At 58.2% G+C, this 24,072-nt stretch carries 23 protein-coding genes; 11 read left to right on the forward strand and 12 right to left on the reverse strand.

What is annotated here, in order from left to right; translation table 11 throughout:
- The first annotated feature begins 33 nt into the window (after positions 1-33).
- Complete coding sequence (locus ACKLNI_RS15375) at positions 34-261, forward strand: sulfurtransferase TusA family protein (RefSeq protein WP_413719966.1); 228 nt, start codon at positions 34-36, stop codon at positions 259-261.
- A gap of 67 nt (positions 262-328) precedes the next feature.
- Here ACKLNI_RS15375 and ACKLNI_RS15380 read toward each other — a convergent pair whose 3' ends face one another.
- The 5 genes from ACKLNI_RS15380 to purQ form a co-directional block, all read right to left on the reverse strand.
- Positions 329-2,998 carry an Rne/Rng family ribonuclease gene (locus tag ACKLNI_RS15380; RefSeq protein ID WP_413719967.1) on the reverse strand — a complete coding sequence of 890 codons (2,670 nt, stop codon included), beginning with the start codon at positions 2,996-2,998 and terminating at the stop codon, positions 329-331.
- A 509-nt stretch (positions 2,999-3,507) separates the two neighbouring features.
- Positions 3,508-4,242 (reverse strand): HAD family hydrolase, encoded by a 735-nt coding sequence (locus ACKLNI_RS15385; protein ID WP_413719968.1) that lies wholly within the window; start codon positions 4,240-4,242, stop codon positions 3,508-3,510.
- Positions 4,173-5,507 carry a sigma-54-dependent transcriptional regulator gene (locus ACKLNI_RS15390; protein ID WP_413720069.1) on the reverse strand — a complete coding sequence of 445 codons (1,335 nt, stop codon included), beginning with the start codon at positions 5,505-5,507 and terminating at the stop codon, positions 4,173-4,175. The genes ACKLNI_RS15385 and ACKLNI_RS15390 overlap by 70 nt, the downstream gene beginning before the upstream one ends.
- Before the next feature lie 17 nt (positions 5,508-5,524).
- Positions 5,525-7,282 carry a sensor histidine kinase gene (locus ACKLNI_RS15395; protein ID WP_413719969.1) on the reverse strand — a complete coding sequence of 586 codons (1,758 nt, stop codon included), beginning with the start codon at positions 7,280-7,282 and terminating at the stop codon, positions 5,525-5,527.
- Between the two features lie 31 nt (positions 7,283-7,313).
- Positions 7,314-7,982 (reverse strand): phosphoribosylformylglycinamidine synthase subunit PurQ, encoded by a 669-nt coding sequence (purQ, locus tag ACKLNI_RS15400; RefSeq protein ID WP_413719970.1) that lies wholly within the window; start codon positions 7,980-7,982, stop codon positions 7,314-7,316.
- A 155-nt stretch (positions 7,983-8,137) separates the two neighbouring features.
- Between purQ and ACKLNI_RS15405 the strand changes: the two genes are divergently transcribed.
- A complete protein-coding gene (locus ACKLNI_RS15405; protein ID WP_413719971.1) occupies positions 8,138-8,917 on the forward strand; it encodes an SDR family NAD(P)-dependent oxidoreductase in 780 nt (259 codons plus the stop codon).
- A 160-nt stretch (positions 8,918-9,077) separates the two neighbouring features.
- On the opposite strand, the gene purS is transcribed toward ACKLNI_RS15405, so the two are convergent.
- On the reverse strand, positions 9,078-9,317 hold the full coding sequence (purS, locus tag ACKLNI_RS15410) for a phosphoribosylformylglycinamidine synthase subunit PurS (RefSeq protein ID WP_413719972.1): 240 nt from the start codon (positions 9,315-9,317) through the stop codon (positions 9,078-9,080).
- Positions 9,318-9,472: 155 nt separating this feature from the next.
- On the reverse strand, positions 9,473-10,234 hold the full coding sequence (gene purC / locus ACKLNI_RS15415) for a phosphoribosylaminoimidazolesuccinocarboxamide synthase (RefSeq protein ID WP_413719973.1): 762 nt from the start codon (positions 10,232-10,234) through the stop codon (positions 9,473-9,475).
- A gap of 303 nt (positions 10,235-10,537) precedes the next feature.
- On the opposite strand from purC, the gene ACKLNI_RS15420 reads away from it, so the two are divergent.
- Complete coding sequence (locus ACKLNI_RS15420; RefSeq protein WP_413719974.1) at positions 10,538-10,852, forward strand: DUF1476 domain-containing protein; 315 nt, start codon at positions 10,538-10,540, stop codon at positions 10,850-10,852.
- A 184-nt stretch (positions 10,853-11,036) separates the two neighbouring features.
- Positions 11,037-11,186: a hypothetical protein gene (locus ACKLNI_RS15425; RefSeq protein WP_413719975.1), complete on the forward strand. Its 150-nt coding sequence runs from the start codon at positions 11,037-11,039 to the stop codon at positions 11,184-11,186.
- 85 nt (positions 11,187-11,271) lie between these two features.
- Here the strand turns inward: ACKLNI_RS15425 and coaD are convergent, their stop codons facing one another.
- From coaD to ACKLNI_RS15440, 3 genes are all read right to left on the reverse strand, one after another.
- Positions 11,272-11,772, reverse strand: coding sequence for a pantetheine-phosphate adenylyltransferase (gene coaD, locus ACKLNI_RS15430; RefSeq protein ID WP_413719976.1), 501 nt, complete (start codon positions 11,770-11,772; stop codon positions 11,272-11,274).
- 71 nt (positions 11,773-11,843) lie between these two features.
- Positions 11,844-12,278, reverse strand: coding sequence for a CBS domain-containing protein (locus ACKLNI_RS15435; RefSeq protein WP_413719977.1), 435 nt, complete (start codon positions 12,276-12,278; stop codon positions 11,844-11,846).
- Positions 12,279-12,333: 55 nt separating this feature from the next.
- The gene (locus ACKLNI_RS15440) at positions 12,334-13,221 is read right to left on the reverse strand and encodes a LysR family transcriptional regulator (RefSeq protein WP_413719978.1); all 888 of its coding nucleotides are present in this window, start codon (positions 13,219-13,221) and stop codon (positions 12,334-12,336) included.
- 103 nt (positions 13,222-13,324) lie between these two features.
- Here ACKLNI_RS15440 and ACKLNI_RS15445 point away from each other — a divergent pair, with 103 nt between their 5' ends.
- From ACKLNI_RS15445 to ACKLNI_RS15460, 4 genes are all read left to right on the forward strand, one after another.
- Entirely contained in the window at positions 13,325-14,824 is a 1,500-nt protein-coding gene (locus ACKLNI_RS15445; protein WP_413719979.1) for a CoA-acylating methylmalonate-semialdehyde dehydrogenase, read from the forward strand.
- 189 nt (positions 14,825-15,013) lie between these two features.
- Complete coding sequence (hisC, locus tag ACKLNI_RS15450; RefSeq protein WP_413719980.1) at positions 15,014-16,099, forward strand: histidinol-phosphate transaminase; 1,086 nt, start codon at positions 15,014-15,016, stop codon at positions 16,097-16,099.
- On the forward strand, positions 16,099-17,022 hold the full coding sequence (locus tag ACKLNI_RS15455) for a prephenate/arogenate dehydrogenase family protein (RefSeq protein ID WP_413719981.1): 924 nt from the start codon (positions 16,099-16,101) through the stop codon (positions 17,020-17,022). The genes hisC and ACKLNI_RS15455 overlap by 1 nt, the downstream gene beginning before the upstream one ends.
- On the forward strand, positions 17,019-17,588 hold the full coding sequence (locus ACKLNI_RS15460; RefSeq protein ID WP_413719982.1) for an extensin-like domain-containing protein: 570 nt from the start codon (positions 17,019-17,021) through the stop codon (positions 17,586-17,588). The genes ACKLNI_RS15455 and ACKLNI_RS15460 overlap by 4 nt, the downstream gene beginning before the upstream one ends.
- Positions 17,589-17,602: 14 nt before the next feature.
- On the opposite strand, the gene ACKLNI_RS15465 is transcribed toward ACKLNI_RS15460, so the two are convergent.
- The gene (locus ACKLNI_RS15465) at positions 17,603-18,604 is read right to left on the reverse strand and encodes a DUF2125 domain-containing protein (RefSeq protein ID WP_413719983.1); all 1,002 of its coding nucleotides are present in this window, start codon (positions 18,602-18,604) and stop codon (positions 17,603-17,605) included.
- A 41-nt stretch (positions 18,605-18,645) separates the two neighbouring features.
- On the opposite strand from ACKLNI_RS15465, the gene ACKLNI_RS15470 reads away from it, so the two are divergent.
- The 3 genes from ACKLNI_RS15470 (at position 18,646) to ACKLNI_RS15480 (ending at position 22,604) form a co-directional block, all read left to right on the forward strand.
- Positions 18,646-19,203 carry a gamma-glutamylcyclotransferase gene (locus ACKLNI_RS15470; RefSeq protein ID WP_413719984.1) on the forward strand — a complete coding sequence of 186 codons (558 nt, stop codon included), beginning with the start codon at positions 18,646-18,648 and terminating at the stop codon, positions 19,201-19,203.
- An 86-nt stretch (positions 19,204-19,289) separates the two neighbouring features.
- Positions 19,290-20,462, forward strand: a complete 1,173-nt coding sequence (locus ACKLNI_RS15475) for a biopolymer transporter ExbB (RefSeq protein ID WP_413719985.1) — start codon at positions 19,290-19,292, stop codon at positions 20,460-20,462.
- A gap of 3 nt (positions 20,463-20,465) precedes the next feature.
- Entirely contained in the window at positions 20,466-22,604 is a 2,139-nt protein-coding gene (locus ACKLNI_RS15480; RefSeq protein ID WP_413719986.1) for a peptidoglycan -binding protein, read from the forward strand.
- A 36-nt stretch (positions 22,605-22,640) separates the two neighbouring features.
- Here the strand turns inward: ACKLNI_RS15480 and ACKLNI_RS15485 are convergent, their stop codons facing one another.
- The gene (locus ACKLNI_RS15485; protein WP_413719987.1) at positions 22,641-23,948 is read right to left on the reverse strand and encodes an HlyC/CorC family transporter; all 1,308 of its coding nucleotides are present in this window, start codon (positions 23,946-23,948) and stop codon (positions 22,641-22,643) included.
- Between the last annotated feature and the right edge of the window lie 124 nt (positions 23,949-24,072).

The following is a 24,072-nucleotide window of genomic DNA, read 5'->3' on the forward strand; positions in this document are numbered from 1 at the left end:
GACAAATTGTAACACCCGTCGTACCGCTCTGGCATGGATGTTGATGAAGAACTCGATGCTACGGGGCTTCTTTGCCCACTCCCCGTCCTTAAGGCGGCCAAGCGGATGCGCGCATTGCCGTCCGGAGGAATGATGCGCCTTTTCGCCGACGATCCGGCCGCCATCGTCGACGTGCCACATTTCTGCGCAGAGCAAGGCCATCAGCTTTTGTCTTCGGAAGAAACCGACGGCGTTCAGATATACGTGATCCGCAAGGGCTGAACCAAACCGCCTAAAATACTTGAAGAGGGCGCGACCCGGGTTCTCCGGGCCGCGCATTCCCTTGTTGTCAGCGGCCCATCGACCACCAGCCGCGGCGGCGCGGCTTGTCGCTGGGAGCATCCCCTCCGCCGTCGCCATTTGCGGTCTCAAGCACCGGCTCCGTCGCAGCCTCCTCTACCACAGGCGAAGGAGTTTCGGCGGCGGGCTCGGTTTCAGGAGGCGTGACATCCGAAACCGGCTCCGGCTCCTGCGCAGGCGCCTCGGCAGGCTCCTCGGTCCCTGAAGTGGCTTCGGGCTCCTCGGTCTTCTTCTTCCGGCTGCGGGTCGCCCGCTTCCGCTTGGGCTTCTCTTCCGGCTCCGCAGCTTCGGCTTCCACCGGCTCGGCCGGCACATCCTCAGTGACCACTTCAGCGCTTTCGTCCGCAGCGGCCTCCTCGGCGCTCGCCTCTTCAGCAGCAGGCGCCTTCTTGCGGCGACCGCCGCGCGAGCGCCGACGCTTCGGCTTTTCGTCCTCGGTCACCTCGGCTGGTGTCTCCGCCGCGGCCTCGTCACCGGATTCGACTTGTTCAGCACCTTCTTCGGGCTCGATGGCGGATTGCTCTTCGCTCCGGGCTTCGACCTCCTGGCTCTCGCCTTCTCCAGTCCCCTTGCCCCTCCGGCGACGACGACGGCGGCGCTTGCGCTTGGGCTTATCGTCCTCGGACGCTTCGACGACCTCGGCCTCCTCAACGGCATCGACCTCTTCCTCGTCCTCCTGAAGGTCCTCGTCGACTTCCTCCATCAGGGCGATATCCACCGAAACGACTGGCGCAACCTCGACCACCTTTCGGGTCGCCGTCTTGAACTTCTCGATCGAGAAGTCCGGTGAGATCAGGAAGGGATCGGCTTCCATGCGGACAGCCATGCCATAGCGCGCCTCGATCTGGGCGATGTGTTCGCGCTTCATGTTCATCAGGAAGTTGACGATCGAAACCGGCGCCTTGACCAGAACCTCCTTGGACCGCCGGCGCACGCCTTCTTCCTCGATCTGACGTAGAATGGTCAGACCAAGGCTGTCATCGGACCGGATCAGACCTGTGCCATGACAGGACGGACACGGTTGCGTCGTGGCCTCAAGCATGCCCGGGCGCAGACGCTGGCGGCTCATCTCCAGAAGGCCAAAGCCGGAAATCCGGCCCACCTGAATGCGCGCACGGTCTGTTTTGAGCTTGTCCTTGAACCGCTTCTCGACCGCCGCGTTGTTCCGGCGCTCTTCCATGTCGATGAAGTCGATCACGATCAGACCGGCAAGGTCGCGGAGCCTGAGCTGGCGCGCCACTTCCTCGGCGGCCTCGAGGTTGGTCTTCAGAGCCGTCTCTTCGATCGAACCTTCTTTCGTCGCCTTGCCCGAGTTCACGTCGATCGCCACCAGCGCCTCGGTCACACCTATCACGATGTAACCGCCAGACTTCAGCTGGACCGTGGGGTTGAACATCGCGGCCAGGTAGCTTTCGACCTGGTAGCGCGCGAAGAGCGGCATGGCATCATGGTAATGCTTCACGTTCTTGGCATGGGACGGCATGATCATTTTCATGAAGTCCTTGGCCACGCGGTACCCCGCCTCGCCCTCGACCATGACCTCGTCGATCTCGCGGCTGTAAAGGTCGCGGATCGAGCGCTTGATCAGGTTGCCTTCCTCATAGATCTTGGCTGGCGCGATCGATTTGAGCGTCAGTTCGCGGATCTGTTCCCACATGCGCTGCAGGTATTCATAGTCCCGCTTGATCTCGGTCTTGGTCCGTTTCGCGCCCGCAGTGCGGATGATGAGACCCGCTCCTTTGGGAACCTCGATCTCGTTCGCAATTTCTTTCAGCTTCTTGCGATCTGCGGCCTGAGTGATCTTGCGGCTTATACCGCCGCCCCGGGCCGTGTTTGGCATCAGAACGCAGTAACGGCCCGCAAGGCTGAGATAGGTGGTCAGTGCCGCACCCTTGTTGCCGCGCTCTTCCTTGACGACCTGAACCAGCAGGATTTGACGGACCTTGATCACTTCCTGGATCTTGTAGCGCCGCACACGAGGCTTGCGCTTGGGCCGGATCTCCTCGGCCGTATCGTCATCCGCGACGGACTCGATCGTCTCATCGGTCTCGGCGGCATGTTCGGCGGCCACATAAGGCTCGTCGTCGTCCTCGCCGGCCTCGACAGCCCGCTCCTCGTCCAGATCGATGACATCCATCCCCGGAATGGCTTTTCCCCCATCCCCGGTTTCCGCCGACAGGTCGTCGCCGCGGTCCTCGTCCGAACCGTCGTCGTCCTCGGCACCGGCTTCATCGTCTGCGCCAGCGTCATCGTCGACGGCCGGCTCCTCGGCCACTGTTTCGTCCGCCGCCTCGAGCTTTTCAGCCTTCGACTTGGAACGGCTACGACGACGGCGGCGAGGCTTTTCCTCCTCTTCCGCTTCTGCCTGGGCTTCGGCCATTTCCTCGGCAAGCAGCGCCTCACGGTCCGCAACCGGGATCTGGTAATAGTCCGGGTGAATCTCCGAGAACGCCAGGAACCCGTGGCGATTACCGCCGTAGTCGACGAAGGCCGCCTGAAGCGACGGTTCTACTCGAGTGACTTTTGCTAGATAGATATTTCCGGAAAGCTGGCGTTTGTTTTCGGATTCAAAATCGAACTCCTCGACCTTGTTTCCGTCAACCACCACAACGCGGGTCTCTTCCGCGTGGGTGGCATCGATAAGCATCTTTTTGGACATGTAGACTTTCTGCGCAAAGGCTCAATCGCACCTGGAGGCGCCAAACGATTGATATTGCGGCTGATTATGGCGAGGCGCGGCTGGGCCATAGGGGGGCGGCCCGTCAACGACGGGGAAACGCTTGTCCGGTCCCACGCGCGCGTCATCGCGGTTCTTCTCCGACGCCTGAACTCTCAGACGCCCGTTCATGGCCCGGCGCCGGAATGATCCGCGCCATGGGCAATTCGGTACTTTGGCCAATTACTGGCCGGCGAGCCGGATCAGGGTGGCGTGAAAATCTGCCTAATCCCCTGATACAGCAAAACTTTTCTGCAGAGTTCGCGATATGGCAATCGCGTGACACCTCTGCTCCTGCACAATAAGGTGTCTGCGAGACAAATATCAATGCGGAAAATCTGATATCCGCGTCACGCGTTTTAACGGCAACGCGGCAGAACACGAACTTGTTTCACCCTGCATTGATATCTTGGCCACGACTCCACTTGGCGCCATCCGCGCGATCAATCCGCTTAGATCAGAATACGAAGCGCCTTCATGGCTTCAGACAGATCGCGAGAAATGCGCTGTCCCAACACCGGAAGCGGCCGGTCGGCCGGTCGGATGTCGGGGATTTGCACCGTTACGCAGCCTGCGGCCACCGCTGCGGTGACACCGTGATCGCTATCCTCGAAAGCAGCCGAACGCGCCGGGTCGACGCCCAGCCGACGGGCAGCCTCCAGGTAGGGTTCGGGATCGGGCTTGTTCGCCTTCACCTCGTCGCCGGCAACAATCGTCTCGAAATGCTTCAGCAGGCCCGCGCGTTCGAGATGCTCACGTGCGCGCGCGCTGCGTGTCGAAGTCACAACGGCAAGCCGGTGCCCCAACACGGCAACCGCGTTCAGCGTTTCGCGAACTGTTGGCTTGACCAGCACCTCGCCAGCCATCTGCCTGTCCAGGGCCTGATGCCATTCACCGACAAAAGTCTCGATATCGACTCCCGGGATGAACTCCGACACCCGTCGGCGCGTGATTGCGCTCGATGTGCCGACGAGTTCAGCATAGAAAATCTCGGCGCGCTCGGCAGCAATGCCGAAGGGTGCCGTGATCTCGCAAAAAGCGATGCTTCCAGCCCGCTCCGTATCAAGAAGCAGGCCATCCATATCGAAGAATAGCGCGTCTGGGACGAAATCGGACGTCAGATGTAGTCCGCCCGCTGCAAACCGTACTTCGCCATCTTTTCGTTCAGCGTCCGACGCGGGAGGCACAGCTCCTCCATGACATTCACGATCGAGCCCCGGTGGCGGCGCATCGTATTGTCGATCAGCATGCGTTCGAAGGCCTCGACGTATTCCTTCAAAGGTTTGCCCTCGGTCGTCACGGTCATCTGGGTCTCATCGTTGTCGGCCATCAAGAGCGACGCGATGGTGCCCGAGCCGCGACGCGCCTGCAGAACCGCGCGCTCGGCGACGTTGACAAGCTGGCGGATGTTCCCGGGCCAGGGCGCCTGCAGAAGCTGGGCAGCCTCCTGCGCCGATACCTCCGGGGCATCACAGCCGTATTCGTCGGCGAACTGCTCGGCAAAACGCTGGAACAGCATCAGGATGTCTTCTCCGCGCTGGCGCAGCGGCGGGATCGTGATCTTCATAGCGGCAAGGCGATAGTACAAGTCCGGCCGCAATGCGTCCTCGCAGGTTTTGCCCTGCTCCTGCAAGTTGCAGATCGCCACGATCCGCGTCTCGGCCGGCGTGCCCTGCTCGTTCATCCAAGACAGGAGCCGCGCCTGAAGGGTTTGCGGCAATGCCTCGATATCCTCCAGAACAAGCGTCCCGCCACGCGCCTCTTCCAGAAGCGGCAACTGGTCGCCGTCTCCAATCGGGCCGAACAGACGTTTGGCCAATGTCGCTTCGTCATGTGCGGCACAGGAAAACAGGACGAATTTCTTCCCCGCCTTCGCGCCGACCGCATGCAGCGCGTGCGCGACCAGGGTCTTGCCCGTGCCGGTCTCGCCGTCGATCAGCACATGACCGTCGGCCTGGCCCAGGTCCAGGATGTCCTCGCGCAGCCGCTCCATCACCGGAGAGGCCCCGATCAGCTTCTTGATGATACCTGACCCACCGTCGCTCAACTCGCGGCGGAGCGCCCGGTTGTCCAGAGTCAGGCGGCGCGCATTCGCGGCCTTTTTGGTCAGCTCGGTCATACGGTCCGGGTTGAACGGCTTTTCGAGGAAATCGAACGCCCCCACCCGCATCGCTTCAACCGCCATCGGCACGTCGCCGTGCCCGGTGATCATGATCACCGGCAGGGCGCTGTCTACGCTCATCAAACGCTTGAGAAACGCCATCCCGTCCATACCCGGCATCTTGATGTCGCTGACCACGACCCCTGGGTAGTCGTTGCCAAGAGTCTTCAGAGCATCCTCTGCGCTGGGGAATGTCTCGGTCTCGAAACCCGAGAGCGCCAGCCACTGGCTGATCGACTGACGCATGTCCTGCTCGTCGTCGACAATCGCGACTTTCATCGCCTGTGCCATGATCTCTCTCCGTTCTATCATTCAGCCGCCTGATGCGCCGCTCGCGCAAGAGGCAGGGTTATCTCGAATACGGCACCGCCATTTCGTCCGTTGCGGGCGGTCAGCCGGCCGCCAAGGTCGTTCACAATTCCCGATGAAATGGCAAGCCCCAAGCCGACGCCGTCGCCTGGCGCCTTGGTCGTGTAGAAGGGCTCGAACAGGTTCTCGAGGTCCTCGATTCCATGTCCGTTGTCGCGCACAGTGATCAACACCTCGTCCGCAACCGTCACGATCACTTTCACCTCGGGCTCCTTTATGCCCTTGGTAGCGTCCAGCGCGTTCCGCAGCAGGTTGATGATGACCTGCTCCAGACGGATGCGATCGGCCTCGATCATCACCGGATCGCGCGGCAACGAAGCCGAGATCGCCATGTCCCGGCGGCGCAGCTGCGGCTCCATCATCGAGATCGCGGATGACACGGAAGCCCTTACATCCATGGGCTCAAAGGCATCCCCGCCCTTGCGCGCATAGGACTTGAGCTGCCGGGTGATCGCGCCCATCCGCTCGATCAGATCGTCGATCCGCTGGAACGAGGACAGCGCCTCGTCAGGCCGACGCCGCTGCAACAGAAGCTTGGCCCCCGCCAGATAGGTCTTCATGGCCGCCAGAGGCTGGTTCAACTCGTGGCTGACAGCCGCCGACATCTCACCGAGTATGGCCAACTTGGACGATTGCTGGATGGTCTGCTCAGCCACTTCCAGGTGCCGTTCGGCCTTTTCCCGCTCGGCGATTTCCCGCTGCAGCGCCGCGTTCAATGCGCGAAGTTCAGCCGACTCCCTCTGGAAGAACACCAACCGCGACGTGGCCTTCCGGCTGACCACGTAAAAGACCAGCGCCATGAGAATCGCGAACCCCATGATCTCCAGCGCGATCACCGCGTTCACCCTCTCCCGAACACCGGCATAGGTGGTGAAGCTTGTCATGCGCCAGCCTTGAAACCCGATGCGGGTCTCCTGCCGCATGACGGCCTCGCCGGACAGATAGGCATCCGGCGGCAGAGCGCCCCAGTCCGTGGTCGCGCGGATGGCACGCTCGATAGCGTTCGGCGCCGAACGCAAGGCCAACGCCTCGTCCTCGGTCTTTCCGCGCCAGCGGGACTCGGTCGACAGAATGATCAGGCCTTCGCTGTTCGTGACCATGACCGCGTCCGAGAACCCGGCCCATGCTGCTTCGAATTTCTTCAACCCGACTTCGACCACAATCACGCCGATCAACTGGCCTTGCGCCTCTATCTTACGGGAATAACTGAAAATTCGTCCGCCGCTCTCAAGTACATTGGTCGTGAAAACGGTTTCTCCCGATCGCAATGCCTCGACGAAATACGGGGCGGCACTGTAATTTGTCCCAAGCAGGTTGCGATCAGTGGCAGCCACGACACGCCCGCCGTTGTCGAGCAGCATCAGGCCGGCCGCGCCGATTTCATCGCGATACTCGATCAAACGCTGCGACGATTGCGAAAAATCTGCCGAGTTCAGCGCTCCGATCAGGGTCGGGTCTCGTGCCAGAAGCTGCGGCACGATCTGGTTCCGCTGCAACTCGGAGAGGATGTTTCCGGAGTAGAGGGCAAGTCGGACCTCGGCCCGGGACCGCGTGCTCTCGGTAAAGCGCTCGGTCAGAAAAAGGTTCGTCCACCAGACAACCGCAACACAGATCGCGATCAGCGCGATCATGAGTATCCGCATACCCCAAGGCATACCGCCTAGGTCTGGAACACGGGATGTGGGGCGCTCACTCATGAACAGATTCTAGGGCCTCGGCCCCTTGTTCTCAAGCGTCCAGCGCAGCTCCGGCCAAAGCGTTGAAGAGCGCCGTGCCATCGGAACGACCCAAAGCAGGATCGGCAGCGCGTTCGGGATGCGGCATAAGCCCAAGAACGCGTCGGTTCTTCGACAGGATACCGGCAATTCGGTCGACCGAGCCGTTCAATTCCCGCGCATAGCGGAACGCGACGCGATCCTCGTCCAACAGCTCCTTCCGGATCTCTTCGGTGGCCTGGTAGTTGCCGTCATGGTGGGCGACCGGGAAGGTCACAACCTGCCCGGCGTCGTAGCCGGCGGTAAAGTCGCTCTTCACGGTCGCTACTTCCAGTTCGACCGGCTTGCAGATGAACTTCAGCCCGGAGTTCCGCATCAAGGCGCCCGGCAGCAGGCCGGTTTCAAGCAGCACCTGGAAACCGTTGCAGATACCGATGGCATAGCCACCTTTCTCTACATGGGATTTGAGCGCCGATGTAATGGGCGAGCGCGCCGCAATGGCACCGCAACGCAGGTAGTCGCCAAAGGAAAAGCCACCCGGAACGCCAACGATATCAGTGCCGGCAGGAAGTTCCGTATCCTTGTGCCAAACCATGTCCACATCAAAGCCCGCGTTGCGAAAAGCAACGGCAAGATCTCGGTCGCAATTCGATCCGGGGAAGACAAGAACAGCAGCTTTCATGCCGGTCGTTTGCCCGATTTTGGGCTGAAGTTCCAGAGGGGATTTTGACAATGACTCCGAGCGCCAGGGATCAGAATCCGCTCGTAATTCCAAGAGGTGCAGATCTTTGCGCGCAGATGTGACATTTTCGTTTTGTCACGACAGGGGAGACAAGCATGGACCTGGAACTCAAAGGCAAGCTGGCCGTCATCACAGGTGGCTCCAAGGGAATCGGCCTTGGCATCGCGCGGACCTTCGCACGCGAGGGAGCGAACGTTCTGGTCAATGCACGCGACAGCAAGGCCCTGGAAGCGGCGGCGCGCGCGATTTCAGACGACTTCGGCACGACAGCGATCCCGGTGGCCGCCGACGTGTCGACAGCAGAAGGCTGCGAGGCGATCATCAAGGCCGCGGCCGCGGCGGGCGGGGCTGACATCTTCGTGTCGAATGCAGGCACGGGGTCAAATGAAACTGTAGCCGATGCGCCCGACGAAAAGTGGATGGATTTCTGGAACCTCCATGTCATGGCAGCGGTGCGGCTCTCACGCGGTCTGGCTGATCAGATGGAGGCGCGCGGAGGCGGCGCCATGCTTATGAACGCCTCGATATGTGCCGTCCAGCCGCTCTGGTATGAACCGATCTACAACACGACCAAAGCGGCGCTTCTGATGTTCGGGAAGTGCCTGTCGTCAGAGATGATCAAGCGCAACATCCGCGTGAATACGGTGAACCCCGGACTCATCCGTACGCCGGATTGGGAAAACACCGCACGCGAGCTGCGCGGCGAGAGCTGGGAGGCTTACCTACAGGAGGTCGCGGACGAGCATGCCGATATCAGGCGTTTCGGAACCGTCGAAGAACTTGCAGACTTCTGCGTATTCCTCTGCAGCCCACGAGCATCCTACTCGGTCGGTTCCGCATACCACGTCGATGGCGGCATGTTGAAAACGGTCTGAGGGTTCCTCTGCCGAGTTTCACGGCCCGGCCAATCAGGCTTCGTCATTCACCACATTTTGTGAATGTGCGGAAAGCAGCCATACACTTGCCATACGTTTTGCCGACGCTTTGCCGATACAATGCCGACCAGGGCTTACGCCAAAACGGCGGTTTCTCGCCTCAAAGAAGCTCGACCTCGTAGCGCTCGATCACGGTGTTCGCCAGAAGCGCCTCGCACATGCGTGTCACCTCAGCCTCGGCTTTCTCGGCATCGGTCTCTGCAAGCTCCAGCTCGATGACCTTACCCTGCCTCACGCCCTCAACCCCGGCGAAACCCATCGAGCCCAACGCGTGGCGTACCGCCTCGCCCTGCGGGTCAAGAACACCGTTTTTCAGCATGATATGAACGCGTGCTTTCATCATCGCCCCCGATTATTGGCCTCGCAGGTCGTATCGCGGATTCCCGCTGCCTTGTCCAACCCCTTGAGATCATTTTTTGCCGGAGACGCTCCTGGAGTGCGGGAACATCGGCCCGCACTCCAAGTCATTCACTGGGCTGAAAACTCAGGAAAATTCTAGTTGATGAGCGTTGGCTTGCTGGTGTGGGTAACGTTCGACGGAAGAACCCCAAGCCGCCGGGCGACCTCAGTATAAGCGTCCGCCAGATTCCCCAGATCACGACGAAATACGTCTTTGTCCAGCTTCTGGCCCGTTTCCATGTCCCAAAGACGGCAGCTGTCCGGGCTGATTTCGTCAGCGACGACGAGTCGCTGGAAATCGTTTTCCCAAACACGGCCGATCTCGATCTTGAAATCGACGAGCTTGATACCGACAGCCAACATGACACCGGAAAGGAAGTCGTTCACACGCAGCGCCAACGCTACCATGTCGTCGAGGTCCTGCTGCGATGCCCAGCCGAAGGCAATGATGTGTTCTTCCGAGACCAACGGGTCACCCAGTGAATCGTCCTTGAGACAGAATTCCACAATCGGCCGCGGAAGGATGGTCCCCTCCTCAAGCCCAAGACGTTGTGACATCGTCCCGGCAGCATAGTTCCGAACGATCACTTCCAACGGAATGATCTCGACCTGGCGGATCAACTGCTCGCGCATGTTGATGCGCTTGATGAAATGCGTTGGCACACCGATCTGAGCGAGGCCCTTCATAAAGAACTCGGAGAGGCGGTTGTTCAGAACACCTTTGCCCTCAATGACGTCCTTCTTCTGAGCATTGAAGGCCGTAGCATCGTCCTTGAAGTATTGAACCAACGTGCCCGGCTCGGGACCTTCGTAAAGGATCTTGGCCTTGCCTTCGTAAAGCTTCTTTCGACGCGCCATGTGGCCACTCCGGGAAAAGGAAATTGCGCGCAGACTCGCGGACTGCACGCGCTCTGCGTCCTCATACGTCAAGTCGGACCTGACGACAAGCTTAGGCCCTCACCCTTGCAGTCAACGCAAACAAACGAGTATTTTTCTTGAATTGCTTCTGTTTGCCCAGGATTTTCCGGCGCCTAAACAGCCTTTCCGCGGCGTCTGGCCGCGCCATTGCAGGAGAAATCCGAACCCGCCGCTCTTGCGACCGAGCGAGAGCGAAGGCATATCTGGGGTGAATGACAACCATCCGCCGAGGACAGGCCAGACATGACCACTTTCGACGACCGCGAAAACGCCTTCGAGAACAAGTTCGCTCACGACGCAGAAATGCAGTTCAAAGCCGAGGCACGCCGGAACAAACTTCTTGGTCTTTGGGCCGCTGAGCTTATGGGTATGTCAAGCGACGAGGCCAACGCATACGCCAAGGAAGTCATCAAGTCCGACTTCGAGGAAGCTGGAGACGAGGATGTCTATCGCAAGGTCTCGGGTGATCTGGGCGACAAGGCTTCGGAAACGGAGATCCGTTCAAAGATGAGTGAGCTGCTTTCGGTCGCCAAGGCGCAACTCATGGAAGAGCTCTGACTCCCGGTCTTATCTGAATTGTAAAGCGCGCTCCTTCGGCGCGCTTTTTTGCTTTTCCTGTCGAGTTTGAAAGGCATGCAAGAGCCGCAATGCCGCATTGCAGCATTGCGGCTTGTACAGCGCTAACAACGAGCACAAGTTCCAGTCATCGGACAATGGGTCCGAACAGAACTGGAGACTTAGAATGAATTTCATGGCTGAACTGCAGAAGCGCCGCCAGTACAATCGCACTGTTCGCGAACTGCGCCGCCTTCCGCTCGATCTTGCGCTTGACCTCGACATCTATCCTGGCGACGCCGAGAAGTTGGCAAAGCGCGCGGTTTATGGAAAGTGATACCCGGTCCGGGGGCACACCGGGCGCTGAAATCGCAACAGAATACTGAGCGGGCGGACTGATCACAGGTCGCCCGCTTCGCTTTTCAGACCTTTTTTTGAAACCTTTGATCCAAAGCATCGCGAACCGCCGGCGTAACGAACCTTGAAACATCGCCGCCCAACCGTGCAATCTCTTTGACCAGCTTGGACGCAATAGCCTGATGCTCGGCTTCGGCCATCAGGAACACCGTTTCGATGCTGTCGTCCAAAATACGGTTCATGCCAACCATTTGGTATTCATACTCGAAGTCGGCCACTGCGCGCAGTCCGCGTACGATAATTCCCGCACCCACATCGCGCGCGCAGTCGATCAGCAGGTTTTCGAAAGGATGTGCAACAATCTCGCAGCCGGTTTTCTTGGCAATCGCACCGCATTCGGATTCGATCATGGCGACGCGCTCTTCAAGAGAGAAAAGCGGACCTTTGTCGCGATTGATTGCAACGCCAATGACCAGCCTATCCACCAGAACGGTCGCGCGCTCGATTATGTCGAGATGCCCAAGCGTCACCGGATCGAAGGTGCCGGGATAAAGTCCTATACGCATCAAAGGCCTCCTTGCACCTTGCCGCGCGGCTTGAGTGCCACGAAACAGGACCAGCCTTCAAGCATCCGGCATCAGAAGCCCTTTATCATTCCTTCCAGTGCGTCTTTTTCCATGGACAGTTCTGACAGGCGCGCTTTGACCACGTCACCAATCGAGATCAGACCAGCCAACTTGTCGCCCTCCATGACCGGCATATGCCGAAAACGCCCTTCGGTCATCTTTCCCAGAACAACATCCGCAGTATCGTCTGGACTGCAGGAAACAAGATTTTTCGTCATCATGTCACCCACGTTATCACGAAGGCAACTGTCATCGCGGCGACCGAGTTCACGTACGATATCGCGCTCGGACAGAATGCCGACTGGGGAACCAAAGTCATCAGATACAAGAACCGCACCAATTCTTTTCTCCGACAGGAGACGGACCGCATCCGAAACAGATGCGCCAGTTCCAATTGTAACGACGTCGCCGCCACCCTTCATGCCAAGTATCTGACGAACAAGCATTTGGACCTCCCTAAATTTCCCCCTTTTGCCAGCGTCCACCTCGCAAGTATTTCTGTCAAGCGTTGGAGCGTTTAGCCATCACCGTACGAAGCCCATCGGCAAGTGTCGAAGCAAACCGGTTCAACCTGTCTACCCGGGCGTCATCTGCATGCCGGATCAGCCAAAATGTTCTTGTAAGCCTCAGCTCATTTGCAAGGATCGGGCACAACTCTGGTGCGTCGGGCATGACGAAATCGTGGACCACTCCGATACCAGCGCCCGCACGTAGCCAACCAAGCTGAACGGACACAAGGTTGGATCCCAGATCGACCCGTCTCAATCCCATCTCGGAAAGATAGTCGAGTTCTCGGTCGAAAATCATGTCCGGTATATATCCGATCACTCGATGGCCCGCGAGATCCTCGTGGGTGGTAATCGGTGCGTGCTTCGCGAGATATTCTCTGGAGGCCGCAAGATGCAGACCGTAGTCCGCAATCTTCTGAATGCGGAGCCGACCCGCGGTTGGCCGCGAAACACCGATCGCCATATCCGCTTCGCGCTTGGAAAGATTAAACACGCGCGGCAGCGCAACGATCTGCACCTCCAATCCCGGATTTTCTGCCTGGATCACCCGCGTTACATGAGGAAGCAAGAACGTGGCGCAACCATCAGGCGCACCTACCCTTATCGTTCCGGTCAGGCCTGTCTCCGTTCCGCGAACCTCATCCACGGCTCCGATCATGGCCTGTTCTGCGGCTTCGGCGTGGCTCAAAAGGCGTTCGCCCGCTTCGGTCACGATATATCCATGCGGAGACTTCACGAACAGAACCGCGTCCATCTCCTCTTCCAACCGTGCAATGCGCCGTCCAACGGTTGCAGGATCAAGTCGAAGCGAACGGGCTGCTCCCGAAAGGCTTTCCTCTCGGGCAACAAACAGGAAAATTCGCATATCATCCCAGTTCATCGACACACTGTCCCTGCATTTTTGCAAATCCTTTTTGGGAAACTGCCGCTTTTCGCCGGGTATGGCCAGCCCTTATGGTGCACCCAACGAACAGGAGGATTCCATGCAAGAACTTACACACTGGATCAATGGAAAGCATGTAAAGGGAAGTTCTGGCCGGTTTGCCGATGTCTATAATCCTGCAACCGGTGAAGTTCAGGCCCAGGTCCCGTTGGCCACGCCAGAGGAGTTGGACGCCGCTGTAGACGCCGCCGCCGAAGCTCAGAGGGGCTGGGGCGCAACCAACCCGCAACGGCGCGCCCGCGTGATGATGAAATTCGGATCGCTGATTATCGAACACATGGACGAACTGGCGGAACTGGTCAGCCGTGAACATGGCAAGACGCTGCCCGATGCCCGTGGTGACGTTCAACGCGGATTGGAAGTCATCGAGGTCTGCATGGGAGCGCCTGCGCTTCTGAAAGGCGAGTTCACCAACGATGGCGGACCCGGCATCGACCTTTATTCGATGCGGCAACCGCTTGGTGTCGTGGCCGGCATAACGCCTTTCAACTTTCCCGCGATGATTCCGCTTTGGAAGATGGGGCCGGCTTTGGCCTGCGGGAATGCCATGATTCTGAAGCCTTCCGAGCGGTGTCCCTCGACTGCTCTACGACTTGCTGAGCTGATGCAGGAAGCGGGTCTGCCTGACGGCGTGCTTCAGGTGATCAACGGCGACAAGGACGCGGTCGACGCAATCCTCGACAACGAAACAATTCAGGGCGTGGGTTTCGTCGGGTCGACACCGATTGCCCAGTACATCTATGGTCGCGCCTGTTCGAACGGGAAGCGCGCACAGTGCTTCGGCGGCGCGAAGAACCACATGATCATTATGCCTGACGCAGACATGGACAAGGCGGCAGATGCGCTGGTTGGTGCAGGATTCGGTGCAGCCGGCGAACGCTGTATGGCGATATCCGTCGCGGTACCGGTAGGAAAGAAAACTGCCGATGCCCTGGTCGAACGTCTTGTGCCGCGCATCGAAAAGCTGAAGGTCGGACCCTATACCGCTGGTGAAGACGTAGACTTCGGACCGGTTATCACCAAGGCCTCTCAAAACCGCATCAACAACCTCATCGACAGTGGTGTGAGCCAAGGCGCAGACCTCGTGGTCGATGGCCGCGGCTTCAAGATGCAAGGTTACGAGAATGGCTTTTTCGTTGGCCCATCCTTCTTCGACAAGGTTACGCCAGACATGGAAATCTACAAAGAAGAGATCTTCGGGCCCGTACTGAGCCAGGTGCGTACCGAAAGCTATGAAGAGGCGCTCAAGCTTACCATGGACAATCCCTATGGTAACGGCACCGCGATCTTTACCGCGGACGGCGACACCGCCCGTGATTTCGCCAACAGGGTCAACGTCGGCATGGTCGGCATCAATTTTCCGATCCCTGTACCGCTCTCCTATCACACCTTTGGAGGTTGGAAGAAATCAGCCTTTGGCGACCTGAACCAGTACGGCCCGGATGCGTTCCGATTCTACACGAAGACCAAGACCGTCACCGCACGCTGGTTCTCCGGGATCAAGGAAGGCGGCGAATTCGCGTTCAAGGCGATGGACTGATCCGGAGACATTCCGCATCGACTATGTCGTTGCCGGCACGGGCCGCAGCTTGCGCTGCGGCCCGCTCTTTTCTGGTCAGTCAAATTTCAGGCCTCCGACAGAGGTCGCGCCAAACATTCTAGCCGCCATTCGGACTGGTCAGAGGTTGCGTGCCCGGCTAAACACGCGCGGAAGCTTAGAGGCAGGGCAATGACAAACGCCATCCGACCACAACCCGGTATCGAGAACATCAAGCTGTACAAGGGCGGTGAAAGCCGTCTGGCCGGGCATGACCGCGTCCTGAAACTATCGTCGAACGAAAACCCGCTGGGCCCACCGCCCGTGGCAATCGACGCAATACGGTCCGCAGCCGAAAGCGTTCACCTTTATCCCTCCACCGACCACGCGGAATTGCGCACCGCAATAGGTGAAATCAACGGCCTGGATCCCAACCGGGTTATTTGCGGTGTCGGCTCGGACGAAGTGCTCCAGATGGTTACACAGGCGTATGCGGGCATTGGTGACGAAGTCATCCACACCGAGCACGGTTTTTCGCTGTATCCCGTTCTGATCCACATGACTGGCGCCACGCCGATCTGCGTCGCGGAGAAAGAACGCGTCGTAGACGTTGACGCTGTCCTTGACGCGATAAGCGAACGGACGCGAGTGATCCTTATCACCAACCCAGGCAATCCCACCGGGACGATTCTGCCGAATCCGGAATTGACCCGACTGGTCGAAGGTGTGCCCGAGAATGTGGTCCTCGTGCTGGATGGAGCTTATACGGAGTATGCCGAGGGCTTCGATGGCGGCATGTCACATGCACGAAATCGAATGAACGTCCTGATGACCCGCACTTTTTCCAAGATCTATGGCCTGGGCGGGCTTCGAATTGGATGGGGCTATGGCTGCCAGGAAATGATCGAAACGCTGACGAGGATACGTCAACCATTCAACCTTTCGACGGTTCAGCTTTCCGCCGCCGAAGCTGCGGTTCGGGACCGTGAGTGGGTGGCCGCGTGCTCAGAGCTTAACGCCGAACAACGCGCGAGGCTGACGGGTGCCATCCGACAGTTGGGTATTTCTTGCGACGAGAGTTCGACGAATTTCGTGCTGGCGCGGTTTACGGATGCTGTCGAAGCAGCGGCCGCCAACGCGGCCCTGCAAGAGAACGGCATCATAGTGCGCGCAGTTGCCGGCTACGGCTTCCCCGAAGGTCTTAGGATTACGGTCGGCGATGCGGAACAGACTGGCCGCGTTATTGCTGCGCTGACGCGCTGGAGGGAGACCGCGTAATGGGTGAACAACTTTACCAGCGTGTTGCTCTGATCGGGCTTGGACTGATTGCCTCCTCCATGGCGCACGCGATGCGCCGCGCGGGAATGACATGCGAAATTGTGGGAACTGCGCGATCGGCGGAAACACGCGCCACTGCAGAAGAACTGGGCTTTTGCGACAGGGTGGCTGCGACTGCGGCCGAAGCCGTCAAAGACGCTGATCTTGTTGTTCTGGCCATTCCGGTCGGCGCAATGGAGGCAATAGCCAAGGAAATTGCTTCCAATCTGACTCCGGGAGCAACCGTGACCGATGTAGGTTCGGTAAAGAAAGCCGTCATCGAGGCGGTGGCGCCGCATTTGCCAAAAGATGTTCACTTCATTCCCGGCCACCCGCTGGCCGGAACCGAGCATTCCGGTCCCCGCGCGGGATTTGCAGAGCTCTTTGATAATCGATGGAACATTCTCGTACCCGACGAGAAAACAGATCCGGGCGCGTTGGAGCGCCTTACACGCTACTGGCAAGCCCTTGGGGCAAATGTCGATACCATGGACCCGGATCACCACGATCTTGTCCTTGCGGTCACAAGCCATGCGCCCCATCTCATCGCCTACACGATGGTCGGCGTTGCAGACGATTTGCGCAGGGTCACAGACAGCGAAGTGATCAAGTACTCGGCTGCAGGTTTCCGGGATTTCACTCGAATAGCGGCAAGCGACCCCATCATGTGGCGCGACGTGTTTCTGACGAACAAAGATGCCACGCTGGAAATACTTGGACGTTTCACCGAGGAACTTTTTGCGCTTCAGCGAGCGATACGCACGGGCAATGGCGAACAACTTTTCGATTACTTTACCCGGACACGGGCAATACGACGCGGCATTATCGAGGCGGGGCAGGACACTGACGCGCCCGATTTCGGGCGACAGGGAAAGAAGTCATGAGACAGTTCCTTTCAGTAATTTCGTTGCTGGCACTCGCCGCATGTGGCGGTGGCGGTGACATTGGCACTGGGGCGCTGAAAGCCGAAAAATTGGGGCGTGTTTCTGGCCCGGGTGAATGCGGCGTGGAAAACGCATATCGCGTTTCCCAGGCAGGAGGGATCAGGCTCTCGCAACCAGCCACGCTTTCACGAGAGGCTGCACAGCGGTTGGATGCATGGCTTCGAAGAGAAGCCATTCCGGCCATTGGGCGCAAAGGCGGCGGCCTGGTCGAAATTCGTGTCGCGTCACATTATGCCTGCCGTACTCGCAATAGCCGCCCCGGAGCGCGACTTTCAGAGCACGCAAAAGGAAATGCGATCGACATCTCCGCGTTTGTGCTTGCAGACGGCACCCGTCTTACGGTTCTAGATGATTGGAACGGGCGCAACAGTCGGCTTATGAAACGACTTCACGCATCGGCCTGCGGTCCCTTTGGTACAGTTCTGGGACCAAACTCCGACCGCCATCACAGAGATCATTTTCACTTTGATATTGCCGATCACCGGTCTGGTGCATACTGTCGCTGACTTGGTACCCCAAGTCAGCGGATCACAATGCGCGGTGCCGGGCCGAGAGGTATTGGACCCAAAGTGATCAAGCCTCTCCGAAAAGTTAGAGGCGCGTCGAGAGTTTCAGGAGAACCCTCGAGGGAAGCCATAACTTCAAGCGTGCGCTCGAGCACCGGCAGAAATGAACTGGCAACCAAGCCGGTACCAACGGCCATCTCCAACAATCTCCGCCACTCGACAGCCTTAACGGTAATCCGGCCTTCGGGAACACCATACTCATCAACCAATAGATCACCGGCAGCCCGAAAGGTGATGCTTCCCCATGAAGCCGACAGATCATCGAGATCGATCGACGTGACTTGCGGACGAGACTGCTCAATCGCGAAGCGATCCCAAGGCGCGGTAAAGCGCAGCGAAGCGTCAAGACGCATTGCATCAATGGTCGACGGTAGGACACCAGCGGGATCGAGACGGTCTCGGGTTTCGCGCGAAGGAGTGAGTCTCAAGATTTCCGCGCCGATACGATAGCCATTTTCTGCTGCCGCGTCGGCTTCGGCTGCAAATCTCCCTTCAGCAAGTCCCACTTCCCATCCCAGAGATGAAGAAACCAACAGGCGGTCGATAACGAACACCGCTCGATTCAGCGGAAGAGTGCTTTGGGGTTCGAGGAAAAGCGAGCCTTGAGCCTTCTCATGCGATATCGTCATCGTTTGAAGAGGGGTTGAAAACAGGTGTCGTTCCGGAAGGACGGCGATCAACTGGTGTGGCTTGTAGGCAAGCGAGAGAAACTGCACAAATGGTGCAGACCACGCAACGCCAGTTGCCGGGTCCGCCATCGTCACTTCGCTCAGAGTGGTATCGAAGCGGTTCGGAAAACCCCGAACTTTAAGGTCGGCCACATCGGCAGCCCAACCTTGAGCGCGGCGTTGCTCAATCCAGCCTTGCAATTGATTCTCATAGAAAACCGATCCAGCCGCCCAAAGGCCCATCCAGACCCCTGCGACGATCAATATCCAAACGATCAGCCTGTTCATTCTCTCTTTTCCCCGTCCTGCACCCCTGATTTAAGGCTCGCATGGATGCAGGACCAGACATAACCACGCGCCCCCTTTGGATCTTTGGATACGGATCGTTGATCTGGAACCCCGGCTTTCCGGTTGTTGAAAGACGGCTTGCGACCCTTGAGGGCTACACGCGAAGTTTTTGCATGTCCTCAATCCATCATCGAGGCACGACGGAGCATCCAGGGTTGGTACTCGCGCTAGATCCCCGTCCCGGTTCATTTTGCAGGGGACTGGGATTTCGGGTGCCCGATGAAGAAACCGACGACACAGTCGCATATCTCAGGGACCGTGAATTGATCTCCTCAGCCTATGTCGAACGCTTCTTGCCCCTTAAACTGGATGGAGGGCTTCGCGTAACCGCGTTGGCCTATGTTGTTGACACCGCACATGAGCAATATGTCGCTGGCCTGACTCTGGAAGAACAAGCCCGCATAATATCCACCGCAGTAGGCGGGCGGGGTCCGAATTCCGAGTATCTCTGGAATACGGCGCGACATCTCGAAGAATTGGGAATTGCGGACGCTGATCTCAGTTGGTTGGCAAACCGAGTCGAAGAGTTGAAACGTTGATAATCCTTGCCTCATTGCGGTTGGCAGCGCCTTAACGATTGCCTACACTTGCTCCGAACGAAAACACCTACAGGACCGGGCCCGTCATGGACCAACCGGATCGCGAGGCCGAGCGGCATTTTACACAGCCATATCGTCAGATCTTGACGATGGTCATAGTTTTGGGGCTGGTCGGCTTCGGCGCCTATATTGCCTACCCACAGGTAGCACCTGTCTTCCTGGCAAACCCTTGGCTTAACGGCTTTATCGGATTTGTCTTTGTCATCGGCGTCCTTGCCTGTTTCTGGCAAGTATTTCAGTTGGTGTCCTCGGTCAGTTGGATCGTCGGGTTCGCGTCGGATCGGCCTGGCCACCAGTTCACGAAAGCGCCGCGGCTTCTGGCATCTCTTGCAGCGCTCCTGCGAAAGCGAGGAGCGCGCACTCAACTTGGGGCGACGTCTTCCCGTTCCATCCTCGACTCCGTCGCGACGCGGATAGAAGAAGCGCGTGATATTACTCGTTACATCGTCAACCTGCTGATTTTCCTTGGCCTGCTGGGAACCTTTTACGGGCTGGCCACCACTGTACCGGCCGTCGTCGACACGATACGCAGTCTCGCCCCACAAGAGGGGGACAGTGGCGTCGAAGTTTTCGAGCGCCTCATGGGCGGACTTGAGAAACAACTTGGTGGCATGGGTGTGGCATTTGCCTCATCGCTGTTGGGGCTGGCCGGATCGCTTGTTGTCGGCCTCTTGGAGCTTTTCGCAAGCCACGGACAGAACCGGTTCTACCGAGAACTGGAAGATTGGCTTTCGACTATCACGCGGCTTGGTTTCACCGGCGAAGAAGGCGCGAGCGCCGATCATGGCGCTATTGCTCAGCTTGCCGAACACATGGCGGAGAGACTGGATCAGATGCAGTCGTTCTACGCAGAAGCCACCGAACGACAAGCCTCGGCTGAAGACAGGATTGGGATGTTGGCCGGTGCGATTTCTCGTCTGGCAGAGCGACTGGATACCGGTAGCGAGACCAGTTCATTGATTGAAAGCCAATCGCGACTTGCTGAAGCTATGGAGAAATTTGCGTCCGAAGGAGCAGGTCAATTCGATGCAGAAAGCAGAATGCGCCTTCGATCCATGGATGTGCAGATGCTTCGCATTCTCGAAGAGATTTCCGCCGGTCGGCAAGAAAGCATGGGTGAGATCAGAGCGGACCTCGCCAACCTAAACAACACATTAAGGCAGTTCGGCCGCAGCCGTATCTCAGGCGATGGGTCCTAAACCATGGCGCTAACGCGCAAATCGCAGCGAATGTCGGCCTCAATCTGGCCGGGCTTTGTGGATGCGATGACGGCGCTTCTACTTGTCCTGATGTTTGTTCTCACGATCTTTATGGTCGTTCAGGCCGTGCAGCGGGATACCATCAGCGGGCAGGAATCCGAGCTGGATCAATTGGCCGCCGAGGTGACAAGCTTGAGCCAGGCTCTTGGCCTGTCTCAGCAACGAACGGCTCAACTCGAGGACAACTTGGAAAGCCTTCGGGCGGATAGCGATCGTCAAACAGCATTGATCGCCAACCTTACAGGCCAGTTGGACGCACAAGCCCGAACACTTGCAGAGCGTGATGCGGCTATTGCCAGCTTCGAAGAACAAGTGGCTTCACTCCTCGCACAACGTGACGAAGCCATCGCAAAGGGCGAGCGCCTGACAGCTGAAGTCGCCGAACTGGAAGACGCCAGACGCACGCTAATCACCGAGCAAGAAGCGATGCAACTTGCCTTGGCTCGAGCCCGTAATGAGATTGATGCGCAAGCAGAACAGGCCCGGCTTGCCGCTGCGCAACGTGAGGCATTGGAGGCTCTGGCTGCGGAACTACGAGCTGAAGCGGAGGAGCGCGAAGCTTCTTTGGCAAGCGTTTTGGCACAGCTGGAAGCTTCGGAAACTGACCGGATAGCGCTTAGCGCAGCAGAGGATGCGGCGGAGCGCGCGCAGGCGCAGTTGGACGCTACCGAAGCTGCACGGCTGGCCGAGGCTGCTGCGGCCGAAGCTCTGCGACAAAGACTGGCTGATGCAGAGGCGCAGCTTTCGGACGAAGAGGCAGCGCGCCTAGCCGAGGCCGCGGCAGCCGAGGCGCTGCGCGAGCGACTGAAGAACGCGGATGCAGAACTGACCGCGATGTCGCTAGCGCTCGAAGAGCAAAGGCGAAAGGCCGAGGAAACCTTGACACTACTCGCCGCCGCAAATGCAGTTGAGAACGAACTGAATGACAGGCTAACCGGAGCACTTTTGGCACTTGAGCAGACTGAGGGAAGTCTGACTGCAACGGAAACTGCCGCCGCCGATCTAGAAACCCAACTGGCAACGGCTCTGGCAGAAAAAGATGCAGTCCGCGCTGAGCTTCAAAATCTCAGGGCCGATCTATCGGTCGCGCGGTCACAATTGACAGAAATGGGAGCGACAGCGGAAGAACGCGACCAGCGTCTCGCCGCTTTGACGACAGAGCGCGATGCTCTTCTCGCCGAAGTCGATACTCTGCGAAGTGCAACCAGTGACGCGGCTTCGCTGCGGGAGCGGTTGGCCGCCGCGCTCGCGGCCAAGATTGCCGCGGAAGATCAGGTCGTCGAAGAGATGACCGAAGCAGAGCGGCAGGCGACGCTTCTTGCCACCGCTCGCAAGCAACTTGCCGAAGAAGAGGCGATTTCTACCGAAGCTCAACGCCAGGTGACCGCTCTAAATGAGCAGGTCGCGACTCTGCGGGCTGAATTGAACCAGCTTCAGGGCCTTCTGGATGCGGCGGCGGCCGAGGACGCAGCAAGCCAGATCCGGATCGAAGCCTTGGGAAGCCAATTGAATGCCGCTTTGGCGCGCGCGGCGGCCGAGGAAAAAAAGCGGGCGGAACTGGAAGCCGCCGAAGCGGAACGGCTTAGACTTGAGGCAGAGCGACTAAAAGCAGATGTTGCAACGCTGGCGGACTATCGGTCGGAATTCTTCGGGACTCTGCGCCGAGTACTCGGCGACCGCGAAGGAATCCAAATCGTTGGCGACCGCTTCATTTTCTCTTCGGAAGTCCTGTTCGAGAGCGCTTCAGCAACTCTGTCCCCCGCCGGACAGGAGCAGATTTTCAATGTCGCGAGTATCCTGGCAGATGTTTCAGATCAAATTCCTGATACGATCGACTGGATTATTCGGGTGGACGGACATACCGACAATGTTCCCATCTCCGGTGGCGAATTTGCGGACAACTGGGAACTCAGCCAAGCCCGAGCGCTGTCTGTCGTCAAGTACCTGACCGAAGGGCTTGGCTTTCCACCTCAACGCCTCGCAGCAACTGGTTTTGGTGAGTATCGGCCTGTCGACCCAGCAGATACGCCGGAAGCTCGTGCACAAAACCGAAGAATTGAATTAAAGCTGACCGAGCGGTGACCAAACTCGGCGTTGATGACAGGCGTAGACGTGCGTCTAGAGCTTTCGAATCTTTAGGCGCGTAATCCTGTTTTCGACCCGATCCAGGATTTCGAAGCGAAATCCATGAAAAGAAAATACCTGTCCCTTTGTTGGAATTGTCTGCGCTTCGTGAATCACCAGTCCTGCAATTGTATTTGCTTCCTCATCCGGCAATGACCAGTCTGTGGCGCGGTTCAGATCTCGAATTGTCATTGACCCCTCAACAACGACATCACCCGACGGGGTACGACGCAGAGGATGCTCTTCATCGATATCGAATTCGTCAGTGATCTCGCCGACTATCTCTTCAAGAATATCTTCCAGCGTTATCAATCCCTCAATGGCTCCGTATTCGTCCACAACCAGAGCGAAGTGTGTTGAGCGATGCAAGAACTGACGCATCTGTTCGTCCAGCGTCGTTGTCTCTGGGATGAAATAGGGCTTCATGGCTACGCTCATGAGGTCGAAACCCTCAAACGGATCAGCGGCTTCAGAGCCTTCTGCGAAACGGGCATAAACGGCTCGAAGAAGATCCTTTGCATGAAGCACCCCCACGATGTTTTCCTGCTCTCCACGGAAGAGTGGCAGCCTTGTATGGGGAGAGTTTAGGCATCTTTCGAGGATTTCTTGCGGCTGCAGATCGGCATCGATCATCTCGATCTGACTTCGGTGGAGCATGATTTCCTCAACCGTCCTGTCCGCCAAGTCTAGTGCGCCAAGAATCCGATCTCGATCCTCCTTCTCAACAATCCCTTCAGAGTGGCCAAGTTGCAGTGCGCCTGCGATCTCCTCTCGCACCGACATGATCGCGCTATCGGGATCGATCTTGACACCGAATAGCAAAAGAACACCTCGTACGATAAGTCGGACAAATGAAACGATCGGAGCAAATATCCCTACCACTACGGATATGGGTGCGGACACCTTCGCGGCGGCCCGTTCGGCGTTCGTTATCGCATAGGTTTTGGGCAGCACCTCGGCAAAGATCAAAACGAGCAGCGTCATCACCAACGTCGCCAAAGCCACGCCCGACTCTCCAAAGACACGTGTAAAGAGTGCGGTCGCGAGCGAAGCGGCCAGAATGTTCACGAGGTTGTTGCCCAAAAGTACAGAGCCGATCAGCCTCTCGTTGTCTTCTGTAATTTTGAGCGCGCGTTCTGCCCCTTTCTCGCCCTTCTCCGCGCGAGTCTTCAACTTTCCGCGAGACGCGGCCGTCAGTGCGGTTTCCGAGCCGGAAAAGAACGCTGATAGGATCAGAAGAAATACGATGGCGCCACATGTGATCCAAAAGGCAGCATCGATCAGGGATTGTTCGGAGTCCATCGCTCTTGTCGTTTAAGTCGGTTCCACATCTTATGGGGGTCGGCCACGCGCGGATCAAGGGAAAGGGATAATGAGACCTGTCGATTTTGGTCACCTTGATGATCCAGTCGTACTATTTGGGGAA

Origin of the sequence: Silicimonas lutimaris (assembly GCF_047314965.1) — a bacterium.
Taxonomy (GTDB): Bacteria; Pseudomonadota; Alphaproteobacteria; order Rhodobacterales; family Rhodobacteraceae; genus JAVJUV01.

What these genes read in the sequence shown, in the direction of transcription:
- ACKLNI_RS15420 (WP_413719974.1), top strand. Translation starts at nt 10,538, where the DNA reads ATGACCACTTTCGACGACCGCGAAAACGCCTTCGAGAACAAGTTCGCT.
- ACKLNI_RS15460 (WP_413719982.1), top strand. Translation starts at nt 17,019, where the DNA reads ATGAGACAGTTCCTTTCAGTAATTTCGTTGCTGGCACTCGCCGCATGT.
- ACKLNI_RS15465 (WP_413719983.1), bottom strand. Translation starts at nt 18,604, where the DNA reads ATGAACAGGCTGATCGTTTGGATATTGATCGTCGCAGGGGTCTGGATG.
- ACKLNI_RS15440 (WP_413719978.1), bottom strand. Translation starts at nt 13,221, where the DNA reads ATGAACTGGGATGATATGCGAATTTTCCTGTTTGTTGCCCGAGAGGAA.
- ACKLNI_RS15445 (WP_413719979.1), top strand. Translation starts at nt 13,325, where the DNA reads ATGCAAGAACTTACACACTGGATCAATGGAAAGCATGTAAAGGGAAGT.
- ACKLNI_RS15475 (WP_413719985.1), top strand. Translation starts at nt 19,290, where the DNA reads ATGGACCAACCGGATCGCGAGGCCGAGCGGCATTTTACACAGCCATAT.
- coaD (WP_413719976.1), bottom strand. Translation starts at nt 11,772, where the DNA reads ATGCGTATAGGACTTTATCCCGGCACCTTCGATCCGGTGACGCTTGGG.
- purC (WP_413719973.1), bottom strand. Translation starts at nt 10,234, where the DNA reads ATGGCGCGTCGAAAGAAGCTTTACGAAGGCAAGGCCAAGATCCTTTAC.
- hisC (WP_413719980.1), top strand. Translation starts at nt 15,014, where the DNA reads ATGACAAACGCCATCCGACCACAACCCGGTATCGAGAACATCAAGCTG.
- ACKLNI_RS15480 (WP_413719986.1), top strand. Translation starts at nt 20,466, where the DNA reads ATGGCGCTAACGCGCAAATCGCAGCGAATGTCGGCCTCAATCTGGCCG.
- ACKLNI_RS15395 (WP_413719969.1), bottom strand. Translation starts at nt 7,282, where the DNA reads ATGAGTGAGCGCCCCACATCCCGTGTTCCAGACCTAGGCGGTATGCCT.
- purQ (WP_413719970.1), bottom strand. Translation starts at nt 7,982, where the DNA reads ATGAAAGCTGCTGTTCTTGTCTTCCCCGGATCGAATTGCGACCGAGAT.
- ACKLNI_RS15405 (WP_413719971.1), top strand. Translation starts at nt 8,138, where the DNA reads ATGGACCTGGAACTCAAAGGCAAGCTGGCCGTCATCACAGGTGGCTCC.
- ACKLNI_RS15435 (WP_413719977.1), bottom strand. Translation starts at nt 12,278, where the DNA reads ATGCTTGTTCGTCAGATACTTGGCATGAAGGGTGGCGGCGACGTCGTT.
- ACKLNI_RS15375 (WP_413719966.1), top strand. Translation starts at nt 34, where the DNA reads ATGGATGTTGATGAAGAACTCGATGCTACGGGGCTTCTTTGCCCACTC.
- ACKLNI_RS15390 (WP_413720069.1), bottom strand. Translation starts at nt 5,507, where the DNA reads ATGGCACAGGCGATGAAAGTCGCGATTGTCGACGACGAGCAGGACATG.
- purS (WP_413719972.1), bottom strand. Translation starts at nt 9,317, where the DNA reads ATGAAAGCACGCGTTCATATCATGCTGAAAAACGGTGTTCTTGACCCG.
- ACKLNI_RS15485 (WP_413719987.1), bottom strand. Translation starts at nt 23,948, where the DNA reads ATGGACTCCGAACAATCCCTGATCGATGCTGCCTTTTGGATCACATGT.
- ACKLNI_RS15470 (WP_413719984.1), top strand. Translation starts at nt 18,646, where the DNA reads ATGGATGCAGGACCAGACATAACCACGCGCCCCCTTTGGATCTTTGGA.
- ACKLNI_RS15425 (WP_413719975.1), top strand. Translation starts at nt 11,037, where the DNA reads ATGAATTTCATGGCTGAACTGCAGAAGCGCCGCCAGTACAATCGCACT.
- ACKLNI_RS15380 (WP_413719967.1), bottom strand. Translation starts at nt 2,998, where the DNA reads ATGTCCAAAAAGATGCTTATCGATGCCACCCACGCGGAAGAGACCCGC.
- ACKLNI_RS15455 (WP_413719981.1), top strand. Translation starts at nt 16,099, where the DNA reads ATGGGTGAACAACTTTACCAGCGTGTTGCTCTGATCGGGCTTGGACTG.